This window comes from Burkholderia sp. AU38729 (assembly GCF_020419725.1).
Lineage (GTDB): Bacteria > Pseudomonadota > Gammaproteobacteria > Burkholderiales > Burkholderiaceae > Burkholderia.
Window position 1 is genome coordinate 142,619 of sequence record NZ_JAIZQO010000001.1, and the last position, 17,572, is coordinate 160,190.

The 17,572-nt window shown below is 68.4% G+C and carries 12 protein-coding genes and 2 pseudogenes; 9 read left to right on the forward strand and 5 right to left on the reverse strand.

All coding sequences use genetic code 11. The annotated features are described in order from the left end of the window. Window positions 1-162: 162 nt before the first annotated feature. Window positions 163-466: pseudogene (locus LGM56_RS00555) on the reverse strand (NIPSNAP family protein). 279 nt (window positions 467-745) lie between these two features. On the opposite strand from LGM56_RS00555, the gene LGM56_RS00560 reads away from it, so the two are divergent. From LGM56_RS00560 to LGM56_RS00570, 3 genes are all read left to right on the forward strand, one after another. Next, window positions 746-1,534, forward strand: coding sequence for a GNAT family N-acetyltransferase (locus LGM56_RS00560; RefSeq protein WP_089496261.1), 789 nt, complete (start codon window positions 746-748; stop codon window positions 1,532-1,534). A 360-nt stretch (window positions 1,535-1,894) separates the two neighbouring features. Next, on the forward strand, window positions 1,895-3,979 hold the full coding sequence (kdpB, locus tag LGM56_RS00565) for a potassium-transporting ATPase subunit KdpB (protein WP_226203215.1): 2,085 nt from the start codon (window positions 1,895-1,897) through the stop codon (window positions 3,977-3,979). A gap of 64 nt (window positions 3,980-4,043) precedes the next feature. Further along, window positions 4,044-4,742: a response regulator gene (locus LGM56_RS00570; RefSeq protein WP_226202157.1), complete on the forward strand. Its 699-nt coding sequence runs from the start codon at window positions 4,044-4,046 to the stop codon at window positions 4,740-4,742. Between the two features lie 8 nt (window positions 4,743-4,750). Here LGM56_RS00570 and LGM56_RS00575 read toward each other — a convergent pair whose 3' ends face one another. The 3 genes from LGM56_RS00575 to LGM56_RS00585 form a co-directional block, all read right to left on the reverse strand. After that, window positions 4,751-5,404, reverse strand: coding sequence for a lytic transglycosylase domain-containing protein (locus LGM56_RS00575; RefSeq protein ID WP_089496263.1), 654 nt, complete (start codon window positions 5,402-5,404; stop codon window positions 4,751-4,753). 129 nt (window positions 5,405-5,533) lie between these two features. Then, a complete protein-coding gene (locus LGM56_RS00580; protein WP_226202159.1) occupies window positions 5,534-6,877 on the reverse strand; it encodes a DUF3999 domain-containing protein in 1,344 nt (447 codons plus the stop codon). Next, complete coding sequence (locus tag LGM56_RS00585; RefSeq protein ID WP_226202161.1) at window positions 6,874-10,278, reverse strand: DUF2339 domain-containing protein; 3,405 nt, start codon at window positions 10,276-10,278, stop codon at window positions 6,874-6,876. The genes LGM56_RS00580 and LGM56_RS00585 overlap by 4 nt, the downstream gene beginning before the upstream one ends. Before the next feature lie 485 nt (window positions 10,279-10,763). Between LGM56_RS00585 and LGM56_RS00590 the strand changes: the two are divergent. From LGM56_RS00590 to LGM56_RS00610, 5 genes and pseudogenes are all read left to right on the forward strand, one after another. Further along, a pseudogene (locus tag LGM56_RS00590) lies at window positions 10,764-12,052 on the forward strand (quaternary amine ABC transporter ATP-binding protein); the annotation flags it as partial. Then, on the forward strand, window positions 12,045-12,941 hold the full coding sequence (choW, locus tag LGM56_RS00595; protein ID WP_006480571.1) for a choline ABC transporter permease subunit: 897 nt from the start codon (window positions 12,045-12,047) through the stop codon (window positions 12,939-12,941). The pseudogene LGM56_RS00590 and the gene choW, both read left to right, overlap by 8 nt. A gap of 105 nt (window positions 12,942-13,046) precedes the next feature. Then, entirely contained in the window at window positions 13,047-14,045 is a 999-nt protein-coding gene (locus tag LGM56_RS00600) for a GlxA family transcriptional regulator (RefSeq protein ID WP_011354068.1), read from the forward strand. Between the two features lie 98 nt (window positions 14,046-14,143). Beyond that, window positions 14,144-15,091, forward strand: a complete 948-nt coding sequence (locus tag LGM56_RS00605) for a choline ABC transporter substrate-binding protein (RefSeq protein WP_011354069.1) — start codon at window positions 14,144-14,146, stop codon at window positions 15,089-15,091. A 302-nt stretch (window positions 15,092-15,393) separates the two neighbouring features. Beyond that, the gene (locus tag LGM56_RS00610) at window positions 15,394-16,020 is read left to right on the forward strand and encodes a trimeric intracellular cation channel family protein (RefSeq protein ID WP_089498081.1); all 627 of its coding nucleotides are present in this window, start codon (window positions 15,394-15,396) and stop codon (window positions 16,018-16,020) included. 9 nt (window positions 16,021-16,029) lie between these two features. On the opposite strand, the gene LGM56_RS00615 is transcribed toward LGM56_RS00610, so the two are convergent. Continuing rightward, window positions 16,030-16,455: a PACE efflux transporter gene (locus LGM56_RS00615; protein WP_089429036.1), complete on the reverse strand. Its 426-nt coding sequence runs from the start codon at window positions 16,453-16,455 to the stop codon at window positions 16,030-16,032. A gap of 147 nt (window positions 16,456-16,602) precedes the next feature. On the opposite strand from LGM56_RS00615, the gene LGM56_RS00620 reads away from it, so the two are divergent. Then, window positions 16,603-17,529 carry a LysR substrate-binding domain-containing protein gene (locus LGM56_RS00620; RefSeq protein ID WP_089496267.1) on the forward strand — a complete coding sequence of 309 codons (927 nt, stop codon included), beginning with the start codon at window positions 16,603-16,605 and terminating at the stop codon, window positions 17,527-17,529. Window positions 17,530-17,572: the final 43 nt, after the last annotated feature.

Sequence of the window (17,572 nt, forward strand, 5' to 3'; positions counted from 1 at the left end):
TGGGACGGCGCGCCGTGGTCGATAAGATGGGCTCGTCTCCTCCATGATGTCTCTACTGACATGGGTTGGCCCCGCCGCGCGGATGCAGGCGGGGCTTTTTTTCGTCCCGGTCAGGAAAAAGGGGCGCGATGCGTCGGGCCGTTGCCCGTCGCCTATTACCTATTACTCGAACACCGGCCGGAAGAAGCTGCGCTCGTAGCTGACGATGCAGCGTGTTTCCTCCGCGTAGCGGAACGCGGCCTGGCAGGCCGGATCGTCCATCGAGCGTTCGCGGTAACGCTCGTATTCGGCGAGGCTCGAGAACGAGAACATCGCGCGCGATGTTGTTCGCCCCTTCGGACGGCAGGAAGTAGCCGTGATGCGTGCCGCCGAATTTTTCGACGAGCGGAATCCACATCTTGCCGTAGGTTTCGAACTGATCGAGCTTGTACGGATCGATGACGTAGCGAAGGTAGCAGGTGATCATGGGCGCGCTCGGGGAGGGAAGGAACCCGCGAGTCTGGAAGGTGCCGTCGCATGTGTCAACGGCACGCGCCAACGCGTGATCTGGTCACGGGATGCATTGCTTGCGCAAACAACGATCGGCGTTCCGTCATGCGTTCGCACCGACGCACGCAGAGCCACGGCGCGCACCGTCGCAACCCTCGCTCCCGCATGCATTTCCCCAAACTTTTACGACATTTTTTCTTGCGAGGGCAGCTGGCGCGCTCATAGACTTCGGGCATCCCAACCACGGAGCAAGGCAATGTCGATACCCTGGAACGCGATCGCCGAACACACCCCCACCGCGCCGCCTTCCGTGTGCGCCGATCGGGTGATCGTGCGGCGTTTCGATCCGGCCTTCGACAGTTATGCCCAACTCACGCCGATGCTGCATCGCGCGTTCGCGCGGCTCGGCGCGATGGGACTCAACTGCACGTGCGTCGACCAGAGCGAGGACGTCACGCGCCGCCGCGCGGAAGCGGGCGAGTGCTACGTCGCCGTGTGCGGCGGGCGCGTGATCGGCACGGCCACGCTGTATGCGACCGATCCGTCGTCGGCGTGCTCGCTGTACCGGCGCGAAGGCGTCGCGAGCGTGCGGCAGGTGGCGGTGGACCCCGATTGCCAGAGCCGCGGGATCGGCGCGTTGCTGCTCGCGTTCGCCGAACAGTGGGCCGCGCTGCGCGGCTATGCGCTGCTCGCGCTCGATACGCCGCATCCCGCTTCGCACCTGCTTGCGTTCTACGGCGCGCAGGGTTTCGACGTCGTCGACGTGATGCGCTTCGACGGCAAGCGCTACGACAGCGCGATCCTCTGCAAGCGGCCCGTCGCGCAGGTGGCGCGCCGCGTGTCGCCGGCGTCGCGCATGGCCGCGCGCGTGGCGGCCGTGCGGCGTCTTGCGTATGCGTTGCCGTCGCGCGTGGTCGCCGTGGCCCGGCGTGGCCAGCACGTGCGCCGTGGCGCAGGCTGGGCGGCACGACGCGCGGCCGGTGCCGCGAGTTGCCGCTCGACGCCGTGGCGTCCGCGTCAGCATGGGCGCTATACGTTCGGCTGACCGTCGCGCGCCGGTTCGTTTTCCTGCTTTGCCGCGTAAGCGTCGGATGAGCGGAGTGTGGCGCTCCCGCTCGTGTACGGCCCTTGAGACACCCCCGCCGCGCCGCGGCGAAACGGACGTTTACGCGCTTTTTATACCCTGACGCGATCCTTTGCCGCGATCTTCACGCGAACCTTCATAAGATGGTTGCATGGAAACGGAAGCCGCACGCGAGATCGCGCGCAGGCAGCCGGCTCGCGTGACCGATGCCGGGTGCTGCTGCGCGAGGCGTGCCGGCAAAAGGAAACCGCCATGTCTCTCGCACCCGTGACAGGCCCGCGCCCCACGCAGCCGGGCCATGCGCGCACGGCCGCGCGCTCGATGTTCGATCCCGCACTCGTGCGTCCGGCTATCGCGGATTCGTTCCGGAAACTCACGCCGCGCACGCAGTTCCGCAACCCGGTGATGTTCTGCGTGTACGTCGGCAGCATCCTGACGACGATCCTGTGGATCGCCGCGCTGTTCGGCCAGGCCGAAGCCCCCGCGGGCTTCATCGTCGCGATCGCGCTGTGGCTGTGGTTCACCGTACTGTTCGCGAACTTTGCCGAGGCGCTCGCGGAAGGGCGTTCGAAGGCACAGGCCGCGTCGCTGCGTAGTGCGAAGCACAACGTGGTCGCGAAAAAGCTCGCGGCGCCGCGCGCGAAGGCGGTCGTCGAAGTGATGGCGTCGACCGACCTGCGCAAGGGCGACGTCGTGCTCGTCGAAACCGGCGACACGATCCCGGCCGACGGCGACGTGATCGAAGGCGTCGCGTCGGTCGACGAATCGGCGATTACTGGCGAATCCGCGCCGGTGATCCGCGAGGCGGGCGGCGACTTCTCGTCGGTGACGGGCGGCACGCGCGTGCTGTCCGACTGGATCGTCGTGCGCGTGGCCGTCAATCCGGGCGAGGCGTTCCTCGACCGGATGATCGCGATGGTCGAGGGCGCGAAGCGCAAGAAGACGCCGAACGAGATCGCGCTGACGATCCTGCTCGTCGCGTTGACGATCGTGATGCTGCTCGCCACCGCCACGTTGCTGCCGTTCTCGACGTTCGCGGTCGAGGCGATGAAGGCTGGCCATGTCGTGACGATCACCGCCCTGGTGGCGCTGCTCGTGTGCCTGATTCCGACGACGATCGGCGGCCTGTTGTCCGCGATCGGCGTGGCCGGGATGAGCCGGATGATGCAGGCGAACGTGATCGCGACGTCGGGCCGCGCGGTGGAAGCCGCCGGCGACGTGGACGTGCTGCTGCTCGACAAGACCGGCACGATCACGCTCGGCAACCGCCAGGCGTCGGCGTTCGTACCCGCGCCGTTCGTGACCGAGGAAGCGCTGGCCGATGCCGCGCAGCTGTCGTCGCTCGCCGATGAAACACCGGAAGGCCGCAGCATCGTCGTGCTCGCGAAGCAGCGGTTCAACCTGCGCGAGCGCGACATGCAGGCGCTGCATCCGGTGTTCCTGTCGTTCAGCGCGCAGACGCGGATGAGCGGCGTCGACCTGTTCCCCACGGGGACTTCCGCCGGGGCGCCGGGCCGCGAGATCCGCAAAGGCGCGGCGGACGCGATCAAGCACTACGTCGAGTCTCACGGCGGTCATGTCACGCGCGAAGTCGAAGCCGTCGTGACCGACATCGCGCGTCGCGGCAGCACGCCGCTCGCGGTGGCGGAGCGCGTCGGCGGTGTCACCCGCGTGCTCGGCGTGATCGAGCTGAAGGACATCGTGAAGGGCGGCATCAAGGAGCGCTTCGCGGAACTGCGCAAGATGGGCATCAAGACCGTGATGGTGACGGGCGACAACCGGCTGACGGCCGCGGCGATCGCGGCGGAAGCGGGCGTCGACGACTTCCTCGCGGAAGCGACGCCGGAAACCAAGCTCGCGACGATCCGAGAGCATCAGGCCGCAGGGCGCCTCGTCGCGATGACCGGCGACGGCACCAACGACGCGCCGGCGCTCGCGCAGGCCGACGTCGCCGTGGCGATGAACACCGGCACGCAGGCGGCGAAGGAAGCCGGAAACATGGTCGACCTCGACTCGAACCCGACGAAACTGATCGAGATCGTCGAGATCGGCAAGCAGATGCTGATGACGCGCGGGTCGCTGACGACGTTCTCGATCGCGAACGACGTCGCGAAGTATTTCGCGATCATCCCGGCCGCGTTCGCGACGACGTACCCGCAACTGCGCGTGCTCGACGTGATGCATCTCGCGTCGCCGGCGTCGGCGATCCTGTCGGCGGTGATCTTCAACGCACTGATCATCGTCGCGCTGATTCCGCTGGCGCTGAAGGGCGTACGCTATCGCCCGCTCGGCGCGGCGCCGCTGCTGCGCCGGAACCTGCTGCTGTACGGCCTCGGCGGCGTGCTGCTGCCGTTCCCGTTCATCAAGCTGATCGACATGGTGCTGGTGGCATGCGGATGGGCCTGAGCATGGGCGCGTACCGTGCCGCTTGCGCAGGCGCGCATCACGCACCGGACGAAGGCGCTGCCGGATGAGCGAATCGGGCATCGTCATCGTGATCGTCGACGAAGACAGGTTCATCCGGCGATTCGTCCGTGTCGCGCTGAAGGCCGAGCACATGCATGTTTTCGAGGCCGCGACCGGCGCGGCGGGCGTGGCGGCCGTCGGCGCACGACGTCCCGACCTGATCGTCGCGGACACGAACCTGCGCGACCTTGGCGGCACCGACCTGATCCGTGCACTGCGCGCGTGCTCGGCCGCGCCGCTGATCGTGCTGTCGGCGCTGAGCGCGGAACGCGACAAGGTGGCCGCGCTCGATGCGGGGGCGGACGATTACGTGACCAAGCCGTTCGGTGCCGCCGAGCTGATCGCGCGGATGCGTGCGCACCTGCGGCGGCAAGCGGGCGGCGGGCGCATCGATGCGGTATGCGTGCGCTTCGGCGACGTGACCGTCGATCTCGGCGATCGCCAGGTGCTGCGCGGCGGGGCGCGCGTGCATCTGAGCCCGATCGAATTCCGGCTGCTGGCCGCGCTCGCGCATCACGCGGGCCGGCTGCTGACGCACGACCGCCTGCTGAGCGAGGTGTGGGGCGCGGCGCACGGCAAGGATGCGCACGACCTGCGTGTGTATGTCGGCCATCTGCGGCGCAAGCTGGAATGCGACCCGCGGCGGCCCGCGTACATCGTCACGGAGACGGGCGCCGGCTACCGGCTCGACGGCGCGCGGTAGCGCCGCGCTCAGGGGTTCGCGGCCGTCCGCAGCGCGTCGCTCGCCGCGCCGTTCGAACGACGCAACTGCGCATCGAATTGCTGCACGCGCAGCGCGACTCGCTGCGCATAGCGCTTCGTGCCGCCGTTGTAGCGCACGAGCGCGGTTTCGACGTCGCCGTCCGCATCGTCGAGATAGCCGCGGAGGATCGCGGCGCCGATCCGCACGTTGGTGGCCGGATCGGAGAGATCCTTCACATGCGCGACGAGATCGCGATGGGCGGTGGGCATCACCTGCATCAACCCGCGCGCGCCGGCGACACTGACTGCGTGGCGATCGAAACCCGACTCGACCGCGATGATCGCGAGCAGCAGCGCCGGTGCAAGCCCGTAGCGATCCGATTCGGTCTGCACCGCGCGCGCGATCGTGCGCGCGTCGGCGTATGCGAGGTGAAAGCGGTTGCGCAGCGCGGTGACGATCGTGTCGAGGGTCGGGGGAAGCGAGGGTTCGGGCGTGCTGGCGGCGGTGATCGGCGCTGCGGGCGTGTCGTCGGCATGCGCGGGCCATGCGATCGACAGCGGCAGCACGATCGGGAAGAGCAGCAAAAGCCGCTTCAGCCGCAGGGCCGGGCGCACGCGTGTGCGCGGCACCGGCCGGTCATACGATGGATAGGTTTCCTGCATGTCGTCGCATCGTGGTTCCGATGCGACGACTGTACGCAGTTATGCATTGCGACCGTCGAAAGAAACCGGCGCGCGAGATAAACGGCGCGTAAAGACGGGTGAACGGGTGGTGTGCATGGCTGCGCGGCGTCAACCGTCGTGGCCGCGCGTATCGCCGCCGCCTTTCGCGAGGCGCCACGCAATCGTGCCGAGCACGCCGACCGCGACGACCAGCGCGCCCCACAGCACGTAGCGGCGCGGGGCATCCGTATCGGCGGCCGGCGCCGGCGCCACCGCCGACACAGGCAGCGCCGCGCCGACCCGCGCGGGCCGCACTTCGGGCGCCATGCCCACCAGCAGTGCGTCGCGGCTCACGGCCGACGACACGAGCGACGCGTCGCCGACGCCGAGCGTAAACGGCGGCGTGCCGCGCGCGACGAACGTCAGCGCCGCCGGATGCCAGCCGATCGCGACGGCCGGCTGGCCGCCGCCGAATCCGCCATTGCGCATGTCGACGACGATCCGCCACGCGCGATCCGTATTCGCCGCGAATTCGAGCGGCGGATTGCGCTGCTCGCCGGCCTTGCCCTGCAGCCGGAACAGCACGGCGCCCGCGACGTCGCGCCACGGCGCCTGCGGGTCGGCGCGGCTCTGCAGCGTCGCGCGCGCGACGGTGTTCGGCTGCGGCAGGTCGATGCGCACGCGGTCGACCGGATACGCGCCGTCGGTGTCGAACAGGTATTCGCCGGGGGCACCGCCGGCCCGCACGCGCACCACGTCGCGCCATTGGCGCGGCACGGACGCGGTGTCGGTCTCGCGCGTGTCGCGCGGGTGCGTTTCGACGTCGATCGACGCGATCGCGGGTGCGCCGTCGAGCCAGTCGAGCCGCAGGTAGCGCGGCGCCGCGCCTTCGAGTGCGATGCGTTCCTGCACCAGCATCGCGTCGCCGTGGCCCACCTTCAGCAGTTGCGTGCTGCCGAGCGACCGCCAGCTGCGCAGGTCGTCGCTGGCTTCGATGGCGACACGCCCCTGGTAGCTGTCGTCGCTCACGTGCACGAGCAGCGCGTCGATCTCGCCGTCCGCATGCGACAGGTCGACGAGATCCGCGCCGTGCTTCGCGCGCACCGGTGCGGCGACGCCCGCGCGCAGCGCGCCGTCCGGGCCGACCGTCACGCCGAGCGGCGCGTTGCCCTTGTCGGCGCGGGCGGGCGGCAGCGCAAACCAGTGCACGGGCGTGCGCTTCGGCGGGACGGCGGGTGCGGCCGCCGCCGGGGCGTCGAGCGAATACGGCACCGGCTCGCCCGCGCCGTTGAAGATGCGCACGTCACCGAGGTCGTCGCGCCGGCTCGCCGCGTAGACGGGCTGCGGCACGGTGAGCTGGTAATACGCGGCGGTGCCGTCGAGGTCGAGCGAGAAGCGTTGCGCGACGTGCCCGTCGGCCGCCGCGAACGACGCGAGCAGGCTCAGTCCGAGCAGGGCGGCGAGTCGTTTCATGGCGTGTCGTCCTGCGGCGCGGCGGCCTTCGGCGGCAGCGGCGAGAAATACCCGATCAACAGCAGCAGCACGCCGATGCCGATGAACGACACGATGCGTTCGATGCCGGTCACGTGCGACAGGTCGAACAGGAACAGCTTGACGACCGTGAGCGCGAGCAGCGCGGCGCCGACGAACCACAGCGGACGCAGCCCGCGGCGCGTGGCCCAGATCGTGATCGCGAGCGCGCAAAGCGTCCAGTACACGGACACCGATGCCTGTACGAGCGTCGATTCCGCCATCGCGCCGAGTTCGTACGGCACGGCGGCCCAGTGATGCAGCGTGCGCAGCAGGATCGCGTTGAGCCACAGGAACGCGGTCGCGCCGGCCGCGCTCAGCAGCTCGACGCGATACTTGCCGAACGACCAGCCGAGCTTGCGTGCGCGCACGAACCACGATGCGGCGAGCGCATAGACCACCGCGAGCACGAGGTCGAGCGGGTTGAAGAGCGGTACGCGTGCCCAGCTTCCGCCGTCCTGCGTGAAGTTCGCGTAGAAGGTCCACACCCACATCACGACGATCAGCGGCAGCGACGCGAGCGCGCACATGCGAGCGATGCCGTCGCGGCGCGTCAGCCACATCCCGGCGAACGCGAACAGGCTCCAGCCGACCATGAACACCTGCTGGATGCCGAACGACGACAGCACGGTGTCGATGTCGTAGGCCAGGTGGAAGCGCTGATGCAGCGTGCGCAGCATCAGTGCGTTGAACCACAGGAACACGGTCGCGATGGCCGCGTAGTCGACGACGCGCGGATGCCACGCGAACCCGAGCGTCTTCAGCCGGCGCAGCCACACGGCGAATGCAATGAACACCAGGCCCTGCGCGATGTCGAGCGGGTTGAGCAGCGGCAGCCAGAAGAGCGGCGCCGCGTTGCCGTCGCTGATCACGCTGGCAAGGCTCCACAGCCACAGCAACGCCGCGAGCGGCGCCGCGCCCCACACCTGGTACGCGCGCGGAAACGCCGCGACGGGCCAGCGCAGCCTCGAGCCGGGGCCCGACACCAGCAGGAGCAGCGCACCGAAGCCGTAGGCCCACGCGCTCCAGCTCCACGCGCCTTCGGGCACGTACGCACGCAGGCGCCAGAAGCCTTCGAGCGACAGCAGCCCGCAGACGGTCCAGAACATCAGCGTATGCAGCGGCGCGACGATGCCCGCGGAGAGGGATGGCGCGACGCCGCGCGCCGAGCCCGGTGCGGCATCGACGCCTGCTGTGCCGCGCGACTGACGCCACAGCAGCGCCAGGCCTGCGCCGACGGCGATGGGCCACGCGAATGCGCCCATCCCCGACAGCGGCGCTTCGTGCGCATCGAACGCACGCAGCGCGAGCAACGCCAGCACCGGCGTCAGCGCGAGCGCCGGCCATTCGGCGAGCGGCCACGCCAGCCGGCGGCGCGCGATATGCGCGAGCCACGCGGTGCCGGCCGCGAACAGTGCGGTCGAATCGACGACGAAGCGGTCGGCATGCAGGTCGACGTGACGGCTCGCGTAGACGAGGATCTCGTGCAGGCCGCCGCTCACCCACCACAGCAATCCCCACGCGGCGGCCGCGGCGCCGATCTCGGGCATCCACGCATGCCACGCGCGCGCTTCGCCGCGCCCGTGCAGCCACCAGCCGGTGAACAGGCCGGCGAGCGCGATCAGCAGCATCGCGATGTAGGGGCTATTGAGCACCGGCAGCGCGGTGGCGTCGGCCGGCCCGAGCAGGCTCGTGAAGAACGCGCCGGCCGCGGCAACCTGCATCAGCAGCCCGAAACCGAACCGCAGCATGCGCTTCTCGCGCACGCCGAGCCAGACGACGGCCGCGCCTTCGATCGCCCACGCGGCGCTGGTCGTCGGACCGGAGAACGCGAGCGGCACGGCCAGCGTCGCGAAGATCACCGCGAGCGCGAGCGTGGATTCGAACAGCAGCGCGAGGCGGTCGCGGCGCCGCGCGAGCCACGCGGTGACCACGACGTAGAACGCCGACAGCGCGACGGCGCTCCACGCGAGCCCGAACGGCATGTCCTTCACGAGCGACGCCTGCAGCGCGGTCGCGACGATCGGCGTGCCGAACACGAGCGTGCCGTCCACGTAGTGCCGCAGCGCCAGCTCGCGCTTCACCGCGTACAGCAGCGCGATGCCGACATACATCAGGAAGAACAGGATGAGGAACGGCTCGGTGCTCGCGAACAGCGCGGGGCGGTAGGCCGTCACGCCCCATGCCGAGCCGATCGTGAACGTGAAGACGAAGCCGAGCAGGTTCAGCGGACGCCAGGCCTTGAACCACGCGATCGCGAAGATGCCCGCGTTCAGCAACGCGTAGTAGCTGAACAGCGCGACATGGTTGCCCTGGCCGGTCGACAGCAGCACCGGCGCGAGAAAGCCGCCCGCGGTGCCCATGAACGCGAGCGGCAGCGCGTTCTGCCGCACCGCGAGGAACGCGCTCAGCGCGCACACGGCCACCATCAGCGGGAACGCGGCGCCGACGGGCAGCAGCGCGTAAAGCTTGGTCGCGGCGAAGATCGTCAGGTACAGGATGCCGACGCCGCCGCCCTGCAGCACGAGCCCGTACGCCGCGCGCCGCGCACGCACGCGCCAGCCGATCGCGAGCAGCGCGGCCGCGGCGAGCGCGGTGCCGGCGAGGCGGAATTCGATCGGCAGCATGTTGTTGTCGGCCGCGTACTTGAGCAGGAACGCGACGCCGAAGAACAGCACGATGATCCCGACGCGCACGACCGTGTTGCCGCCGAGCAGCCAGTCGCGTGCGGCGCGGAAGGCGCGCTCGACGAGGTCGGGCTCGCGCGGCTTGGGCGGTGCGGGAGGCGCCGACGGTGCGGGCGCCGGGGCGGCAGGTGTTGCGCTCGCGCGGATCGCGGCGGCCGGTGTCGGTGCCGGCGTGGCGGCGCGCACGGGGCTGGGAGCCGGTGCCGAGGCGGACGCCGGTGCGTCCGCGCGTGCGCCGACCGGCTGGGCAGGCACGCGCGGTGGCAGGACGGCCGAAGGCGGGAAAGATGCGGATGGGGCTGCCGAGGCAGAGGCAGAGGCGGCTCCGGCGGGCGTGTACGCGGTCGCGGCCGAGCCGGCCTTCGCGCCGGCCAGCTGGCCGCGCAACGACGCGACTTCGCGCGTCAGCGTCTCGACGGTCGCCTCGAGGCGCGCGACGCGCTCGGCCAGGGGAACCGGCGGCTGGGCGGGCGGTGCCTGCATCGCGAACGCATCGGGGGCCGTGCCTTTGTTCTTGCGCTTGCGCTGTTGCAGCGTGTTGTCGAGGCAGAACCCGATCGCGGCGCCGAGCACTGCGCCGGTGATGGCGGAGACATCCCCGATCAATGCGGCAATCCCGCCCACGATGAAGCCGATTGCGGTAAAAGCCCAGTTCATCTCGCCTTGCTCCCTCTCTCGTATCGTTATCGGCCTGCGATCGGATGTTCGCCGATCGAGGCGGTATCGGCATGGCCGGCAGGCGAACCGGCATGCGCTGCTGACCACGGTGGCCGCGTGGCGGCCTGCGTCGCGATCAGCCTGTTGGCGGGGAATGTATCACAGCGGCTGTCGGGGATTTTCCGGGTTGGCGCGGTATCGCGGCGTGCACCGTCCGGTGTCGCCGCGCGGCTTTTTGCACGGTCATGCTTTTTATTGGTGGAGGCGAGGCGCTTTCGTCTGAGCAGATCGGCGCGTGATCGGACGTGAAATTGTCGTAAAGCGACGCGTGCCCGATGCGAATTGGCGCAACGCGCGACGCGATATGCGCCGCGCTGCTGCGCACAAGTCCGACGCGCGATGCCCGCCGTTGCTGGCCGTGCGCGTATTGCGCCGCCGCAATCGGGGGCCGCCGCGTGCCGCGGCCCGCCCGGCGGGGCTGGCAGCCGTGTCGTATTTGCGCAAGCGTTTGTCGTAATTCGTCGGCAGGTCGGGGTTTTTTCTGGCAACTATGTAGGCACGCTAAGACAAGCGCGAGTCCCCGCTACACGAGGAGAAGGTTTCGATGGATGCCCCCAAGGTCGTGGTCGAAGGTCTGTGCAAGGTATTTGGAAGCAACCCGCAGCAGGCGCTCGACATGCTCGCCGCCGGCGCGACGAAGGACGATGTGCTCAAGCGCACCGGCCAGGTCGTCGGCGTGCACAACGTCTCCTTCGATGTGCAGGAAGGCGAAATTTTCGTGCTGATGGGCCTGTCCGGTTCCGGCAAGTCCACGCTGATCCGCCTCGTGAACCGGCTGGTCGATCCCAGCGCCGGCAAGGTGATGATCGACGGGCTCGACGTCGCGTCGGCGCGCCGCTCGGCGCTGACCGCGCTGCGCCGCAAGGACATGAGCATGGTGTTCCAGTCGTTCGCGCTGATGCCGCATCGCACCGTCGTGTCGAATGCCGCGTTCGGCCTGGAAGTCGCGGGCGTCGGCAAGAAGGAGCGCGAGCGCCGCGCGATGGAAGTGCTCGAGCAGGTCGGCCTCGCCCCGTTCTCGCACAAGCTGCCGTCCGAGCTGTCGGGCGGCATGCAGCAGCGCGTCGGCCTTGCACGCGCGCTGGCCGTGAACCCGTCGCTGATGATCATGGACGAGGCGTTCTCCGCGCTCGATCCGCTCAAGCGCCGGGAAATGCAGGATGTGCTGCTGCAACTGCAGAAGGAACAACGCCGCACGATCATGTTCGTGTCGCACGATCTGGAAGAAGCGCTGCGCATCGGCAACCGCATCGCGATCATGGAAGGTGGCCGGCTCGTGCAGGTCGGCACGCCGCAGGACATCATCGCGAACCCGGCCGACGATTACGTGCGCGCGTTCTTCGACGGCATCGACACCAGCCGCTACCTGACCGCCGGCGACCTGATGCAGACGGGCGCCGTGCCGATCGTGTCGAAGTGCGATGCCGCGAACGTCGCGGCGACGCTGAACGGCAGTGCCGACTATGCGTTCGTGCTCGATGCGCAACGCAAGATCCGCGGCTTCGTCACGCGCGAAGCGATCGGTCAGGCGACGCCGTCCGTGAGCCCGATCGAATCCATCCGGCGCGACGCGTCGCTCGAACATGTCGTCGCGCGTGTGGTCGCGAGCCCGAATGCGCTGCCGGTCGTCGACGACGACGGCTGCTACTGCGGCTCGGTCGATCGTGCGCTCATCCTGAAGGCCATCACGCGTTCGCGAGGTTCCCATGTCTGAAATGATTCCGCTCGGTACCTGGGTCGACCAGTCCGTTCACTACCTGCTCGACCACGACGCCAAGACGTTCGACGCGATCGGCCAGGCGATCGAGGGGCTCGCGGCATTCGTCGAGCACGGCCTGCAGGCGATCCCGATGTGGCTGATGATGGCCATCTTCATCGGCGTCGGGCTGTGGCGGGTGGGCTGGCGCTTCGCGCTGTTCACGACGCTGTCGCTGCTGCTGATCTTCGCGACGGGCTTCTGGGACCAGACGGTCATCACGCTCGGCCTCACGCTGTCGTCGACGATCATCAGCCTCGTGCTCGGCATCCCGCTCGGCATCTGGGCCGCGAAGAGCAAGTGGGTTGCCGCGATCGTGCGCCCGATCCTCGACCTGATGCAGACGATGCCCGCGTTCGTCTACCTGATTCCGGCCGCGATGCTGTTCGGTCTCGGCCGCGTGCCGGGGATCCTGTCGACGGTGATCTTCGCGATGCCGCCGGCGGTGCGCCTGACGAGCCTCGGCATCCGCCACGTGAACCGCGAGATCGTCGAAGCCGGCCAGGCCTTCGGCTGCACGCCGTGGCAGCTGCTGTACAAGGTGCAGTTCCCGAATGCGCTGCCGTCGATCATGCAGGGCGTGAACCAGACGATCATGATGGCGCTGTCGATGGTGATCATCGCGTCGATGGTGGGTGCAGGCGGCCTCGGCAACGACGTGCTCGCCAGTATCCAGCGCCTCGACATCGGCCTCGGTTTCGAAAGCGGTCTGTCGGTCGTGCTGCTCGCGATCATTCTCGACCGCATCACCGAAAGCTTCGGCCGTGCGCCGGGCACCGTGAAGGCGCCGCTGTTCTCGGGCCTCAAGCAGCTGTTTCGCGTGAAGGCCGCGCCCGCGCAGGCCTGACCTCCGGCGGCCGGCACCCCCGGCCGCTCACCCTGAATGAATAACGGCTTCCGCGGTTTCGGCCGCGGGGCTGGCCCCCTGCAACCTCCTCGCCAGGAGACCGATGTGACGTCCGCCGTCGCTGTCGCGCCCGCAGCCTGCGTTTCACCGGTTTCATCGCTCGCCCATTTCGGCTTCCTGACGCTGCCGAACTTTTCGATGATCGCGTTCTCGAGCGCCGTCGAAGTGCTTCGGATGGCGAACTACGTCGGCCGTGCCGATCACTACCAGTGGTCGATCTATTCGCTCGACGGCAGTCCGGTGCACGCGAGCAACGGCATTGCGGTACGGCCCACGCAGGCGCTCGACTACACGAACCTGCCCGACGTGATGATCGTGTGCGGCGGCATCCGCATCCGCGACGTGGTCGACGAAGGCGCGCGCGATACGCTCGCGGCGCTCGCCGAACGTGGTCTGCCGCTCGGCGGCATCTGCACGGGCGCGTATGCGCTGATGTCGAGCGGGCTGCTCGACGGCTATCGCTGCACGGTGCACTGGGAGAACCTGTCCGCGCTGCATGCCGAGTTTCCGCAAGTGGGTTTTGCGGACGAACTGTTCGTCGTCGATCGCGACCGGCTGACCTGCACCGGCGGCACCGCGCCGCTCGACCTGATGCTGAATCTCGTCGGGATGCGCTTCGGCCAGCAGCTGGCCGCGCAGGTATCCGAACAGTTCATCCTGGAGCGCATCCGCAGCTCGACCGACACGCAGCCGATTCCGGTCGATGCGCGCGTCGGCTTCTCGCGCGCGGAGCTGATCGAGGTCGTGCGGCTGATGGAGGCGAACATCGAGGAGCCGCTGTCGCTCGAGGAGCTCGCACGGCTCGTGCGGCTGTCGCAGCGGCACCTGCAGCGCATGTTCAAGGTGTACCTGAACGTGTCGCCGACCCACTATTACCTGACGCTGCGCCTGAAGCGCGCGCGCGACCTGCTGCGCACGACCGACGCGTCGATCGCACGCGTGACGACGGTCTGCGGCTTTCATTCGCCCTGCCATTTCAGCAAGGCCTATCGTGCGCAGTTCGGCCACGCGCCGAGCTACGAGCGCCGGTTGCCGGGGCGCTGACCGACCCAATGGTCCGCGACGCTGCCGGGATCGCGGCGCGCGGCTTCAATAAACGATCCCGCATTCAAGCAAACGACATCACTTTGAGGAGAAGCAAGATGAAGCGCCTATTGATCGCAGCGGTGTGCGGGATCGGGATAACCGCGCCGATGTCGGCCGTGTATGCGGCCGATCCGCCCGTGTGCAAGAACGTGCGCTTCGCGGACGTCGGCTGGTCCGACATCGCGGCGACCACGGGCCTCGCATCGACGATGCTGCAGGGGCTCGGCTACAGCCCGACGAAGACGATCGCCTCGGTGCCGATCACGTTCGCCGGCATCAAGAGCAAGCAGATCGACGTGTTCCTCGGCTACTGGTCGCCGACGATGGACCCGATCATCCAGCCGTTCACGAAGGCCGGCCAGATCAAGGTGCTGTCGACGCCGAACCTGACCGGTGCGAAATACACGCTCGCGGTGCCCGACTACGTGTACCAGGGCGGCCTGAAGTCGTTCGCGGATATTCAAAAGTACGCGGACAAGCTGAACGGCAAGATCTACGGGATCGAACCGGGCAACGACGGCAACCTGCTGATCAAGAAGATGATCGACGGCAACCAGTTCGGCCTCGGCAAGTTCAAGATGGTCGAGTCGAGCGAGGCCGGGATGCTGGTCGAGGTGAATCGCGCGATCCGCGACAAGCAGTGGATCGTGTTCCTCGGCTGGGAGCCGCATCCGATGAACGTGCAGATGAAGATCGACTACCTGACCGGCGGCGACGACGTGTTCGGCCCGAACTACGGCGAAGCGAAGGTGCTGACGGCGACGCCGCCCGACTACGCGCAGCGCTGCCCGAACGTCGCGAAGTTCGTGTCGAACCTGCAGTTCACGACGTCGATCGAGAACCACGTGATGATGCCGATCATGAACAAGGAAGATCCGAACAAGGCGGCGGCCGAGTGGCTGAAGGCGAACCCGCAGGCGCTCGACAAGTGGCTCGCCGGCGTGACGACGCTCGACGGCAAGCCGGGCCTGCCGGCGGTGAAGGCTTATCTCGGCGTGCATTGAGCGAGGTGCGCGGGGCTTAGCGGTCCTGACCGGAGGCCCGGCGTGCGGTCGAGCCGGCGGAAGCAGGGTATACATCCTGCTGCCGCCGGCTTTTTGCATTCGGCTTCATGCGCGGCCCGACCGTGAGCGGTCGATGCGCTAGACTGCCCGATTCCGATCGAGGAGGCGGTCATGATACGCAGTGCGCTTGAGGTATCCGGATGGCGACAGGTGACCGGCAGGCGGCCGAGGCCGAACGGCGGGTCGGCTTGTCGCGACGCAGGCTGCAGCCGGACGATGCCGCACTGCGGCCATTCACGCGCATGAAGCGCATCGAGCAAGTGGTGCTGGCCGCCGATCTCGCGGGCACGGCGGTGTTCGCAATCGAGGGCGCCAATGCGGCGATCGGTGCCGGACTCGACCTGTTCGGGGTCATGGTGTTGTCGCTCGTCGTCGCGCTCGGCGGCGGCGTGATCCGGGATCTGCTGATCGGCGCTCGGCCGCCGAGCGCCGTGAGCGACTGGCGCTATCCGGCGCTTGCGTTCGCGTCAGGGCTGTTCGCGTTCGTCTTTCATGCGCGGGTGGCCGAGTTCTCGCCGTCGATGCTCACGTCGCTCGATGCGGCCGGCCTTGCGTTGTTCGCGGTCGCGGGCGCGGTGAAGGCGCTCGAATTCCGGGTTCATCCATTCATTGCGACGCTGATGGGTGCCGTGACCGGTTGCGGCGGCGGTGTCGTGCGCGACGTGCTGCTCGCGCGGATCCCGGTCGTCCTGGTCACGGACATTTATGCGAGCGCGGCGCTGCTTGGCGCGGTCGTTGTCGTGTCGTGCCGGCGGCTCGGTTGTCCGCCGGTCGTCGCGGCCGTGCTCGGCGGCGCCGCCTGCTTTGCGCTGCGGATGGTGGCGGTACGATTCGGCTGGCAATTACCAAAAATTGCCGCCGGGGCGTGAGCGTTCGGCTCATTGCCCCTTCGTCGCCGCCGGCACGTCGAACACCCGATCGAATGCCCACTGGAACACGAACGCGTAACAGAAGAAGAACGCGAACAGCCCAATGTCGACGACGAACGCGTCGAGCCACGAGATATCGAGCCACCCCGCCACGACGGGCACCAGGATGAAGATCAGCCCGCCTTCGAATCCGGTCGCATGCAGAATCCGCCGCCCGAGCGTACGCGTCGGCTGACGACGCGACGCTTCCCAGCGCTCGAACAGCGCGTTGAAGATCATGTTCCACAGCATCGCGATCGCCGACATCGTCGCCGACAGCGCGCCCGAATAGACGAGGTCCTGCTTGAAGATCGCCGCGATCACGGGCGAGATGCAGGAAATCGCGATCGCTTCGTAGAGCACCGCTTGCGTGATCCTGCGCGGTAGGCCTTGCACGTTGTTGCTCCGGTGGGACGTCACTCGCCGCGGCACCGTACCGCGACGTCCCGCAAGGCTATCCGCGTTGCACGCCCGCTTCAATTCACCTAATCTCACCCGGATTCAATTGAATTCAACCCGGCCCGAGCCGGCCCGCGAGGCCCCGTGTTCTCGAAAATCCCCCTGACCGCATTGCGTGTATTCGAGTCGTCGGCACGGCTCGGCGCGTTCAAGGCTGCCGCGGACGAACTGTCCGTGACGCCGGCCGCCGTGTCGCATCAGATCAAGTCGCTTGAAAGCCGGCTCGGCGTGCTGCTGTTCGAGCGCGGCGCGAGCGGCGTGCGGCTCACGGACGAGGGCGAACGCCTGTTTCGCGCGAGTCACGATGCACTGCTCGCATTGAGCCGCGGGCTCGACGCGGTGCGGCCCGAGGCGGCCGGCGAGCGCACGCTCGTGCTGACCACCACGCCCGCGTTCGCCGCAATGTGGCTGATTCCGCGCCTCGGCCGGTTTCGTCGCATCGATCCGCAACTGCACATCAAGGTCGAAACCGGCAACATGCTCGCAGATCTCGAGCGCGATGCGCGGATCGATCTTGCGATTCGCGCGACGTCGCGCACGTTTCCGGCGCTGCACGAGATTGCGCTGATCGACGAGTATTTCGGCGCGTATGCGGCTGCCGGGTTCGACGCGCATTGCACGGACGAGCCGCTCGACCTGATCGAGACCGTGTGGGATACGCCGCTGCCGGTGTCGGTCGACTGGGTGTCGTGGTGTCGCGCGGCCGGCCGCGACGCGTGGCTCGAGCGCGCGGTGTTTCGTCACTACGACGACGAGCATTACGCGTTGCAGGCGGTGCTGCACGGGCAGGGCATCGCGTTGCTCAGCTCCGTGCTGGCTGCCGAGCATGTCGCGCATGGGGCATTGACGCCGATCGAGCCTTCGGTGCGGATCGACGGCGCGCGTTTTGTCGCGCTGTGCCGGCCCGGGCGGGAGCGGGAGCCGCAGGTCAGGTCGTTTCTCGACTGGCTCGAAGCGGAGATTGCGCAGACACGGGAGGCGGTGGGGCGGATGGCGGGCGTTGAGCGGTAAAGCGGGCCGAGCGGGCCGGATGCGAACCGACCCGCCCACCCAC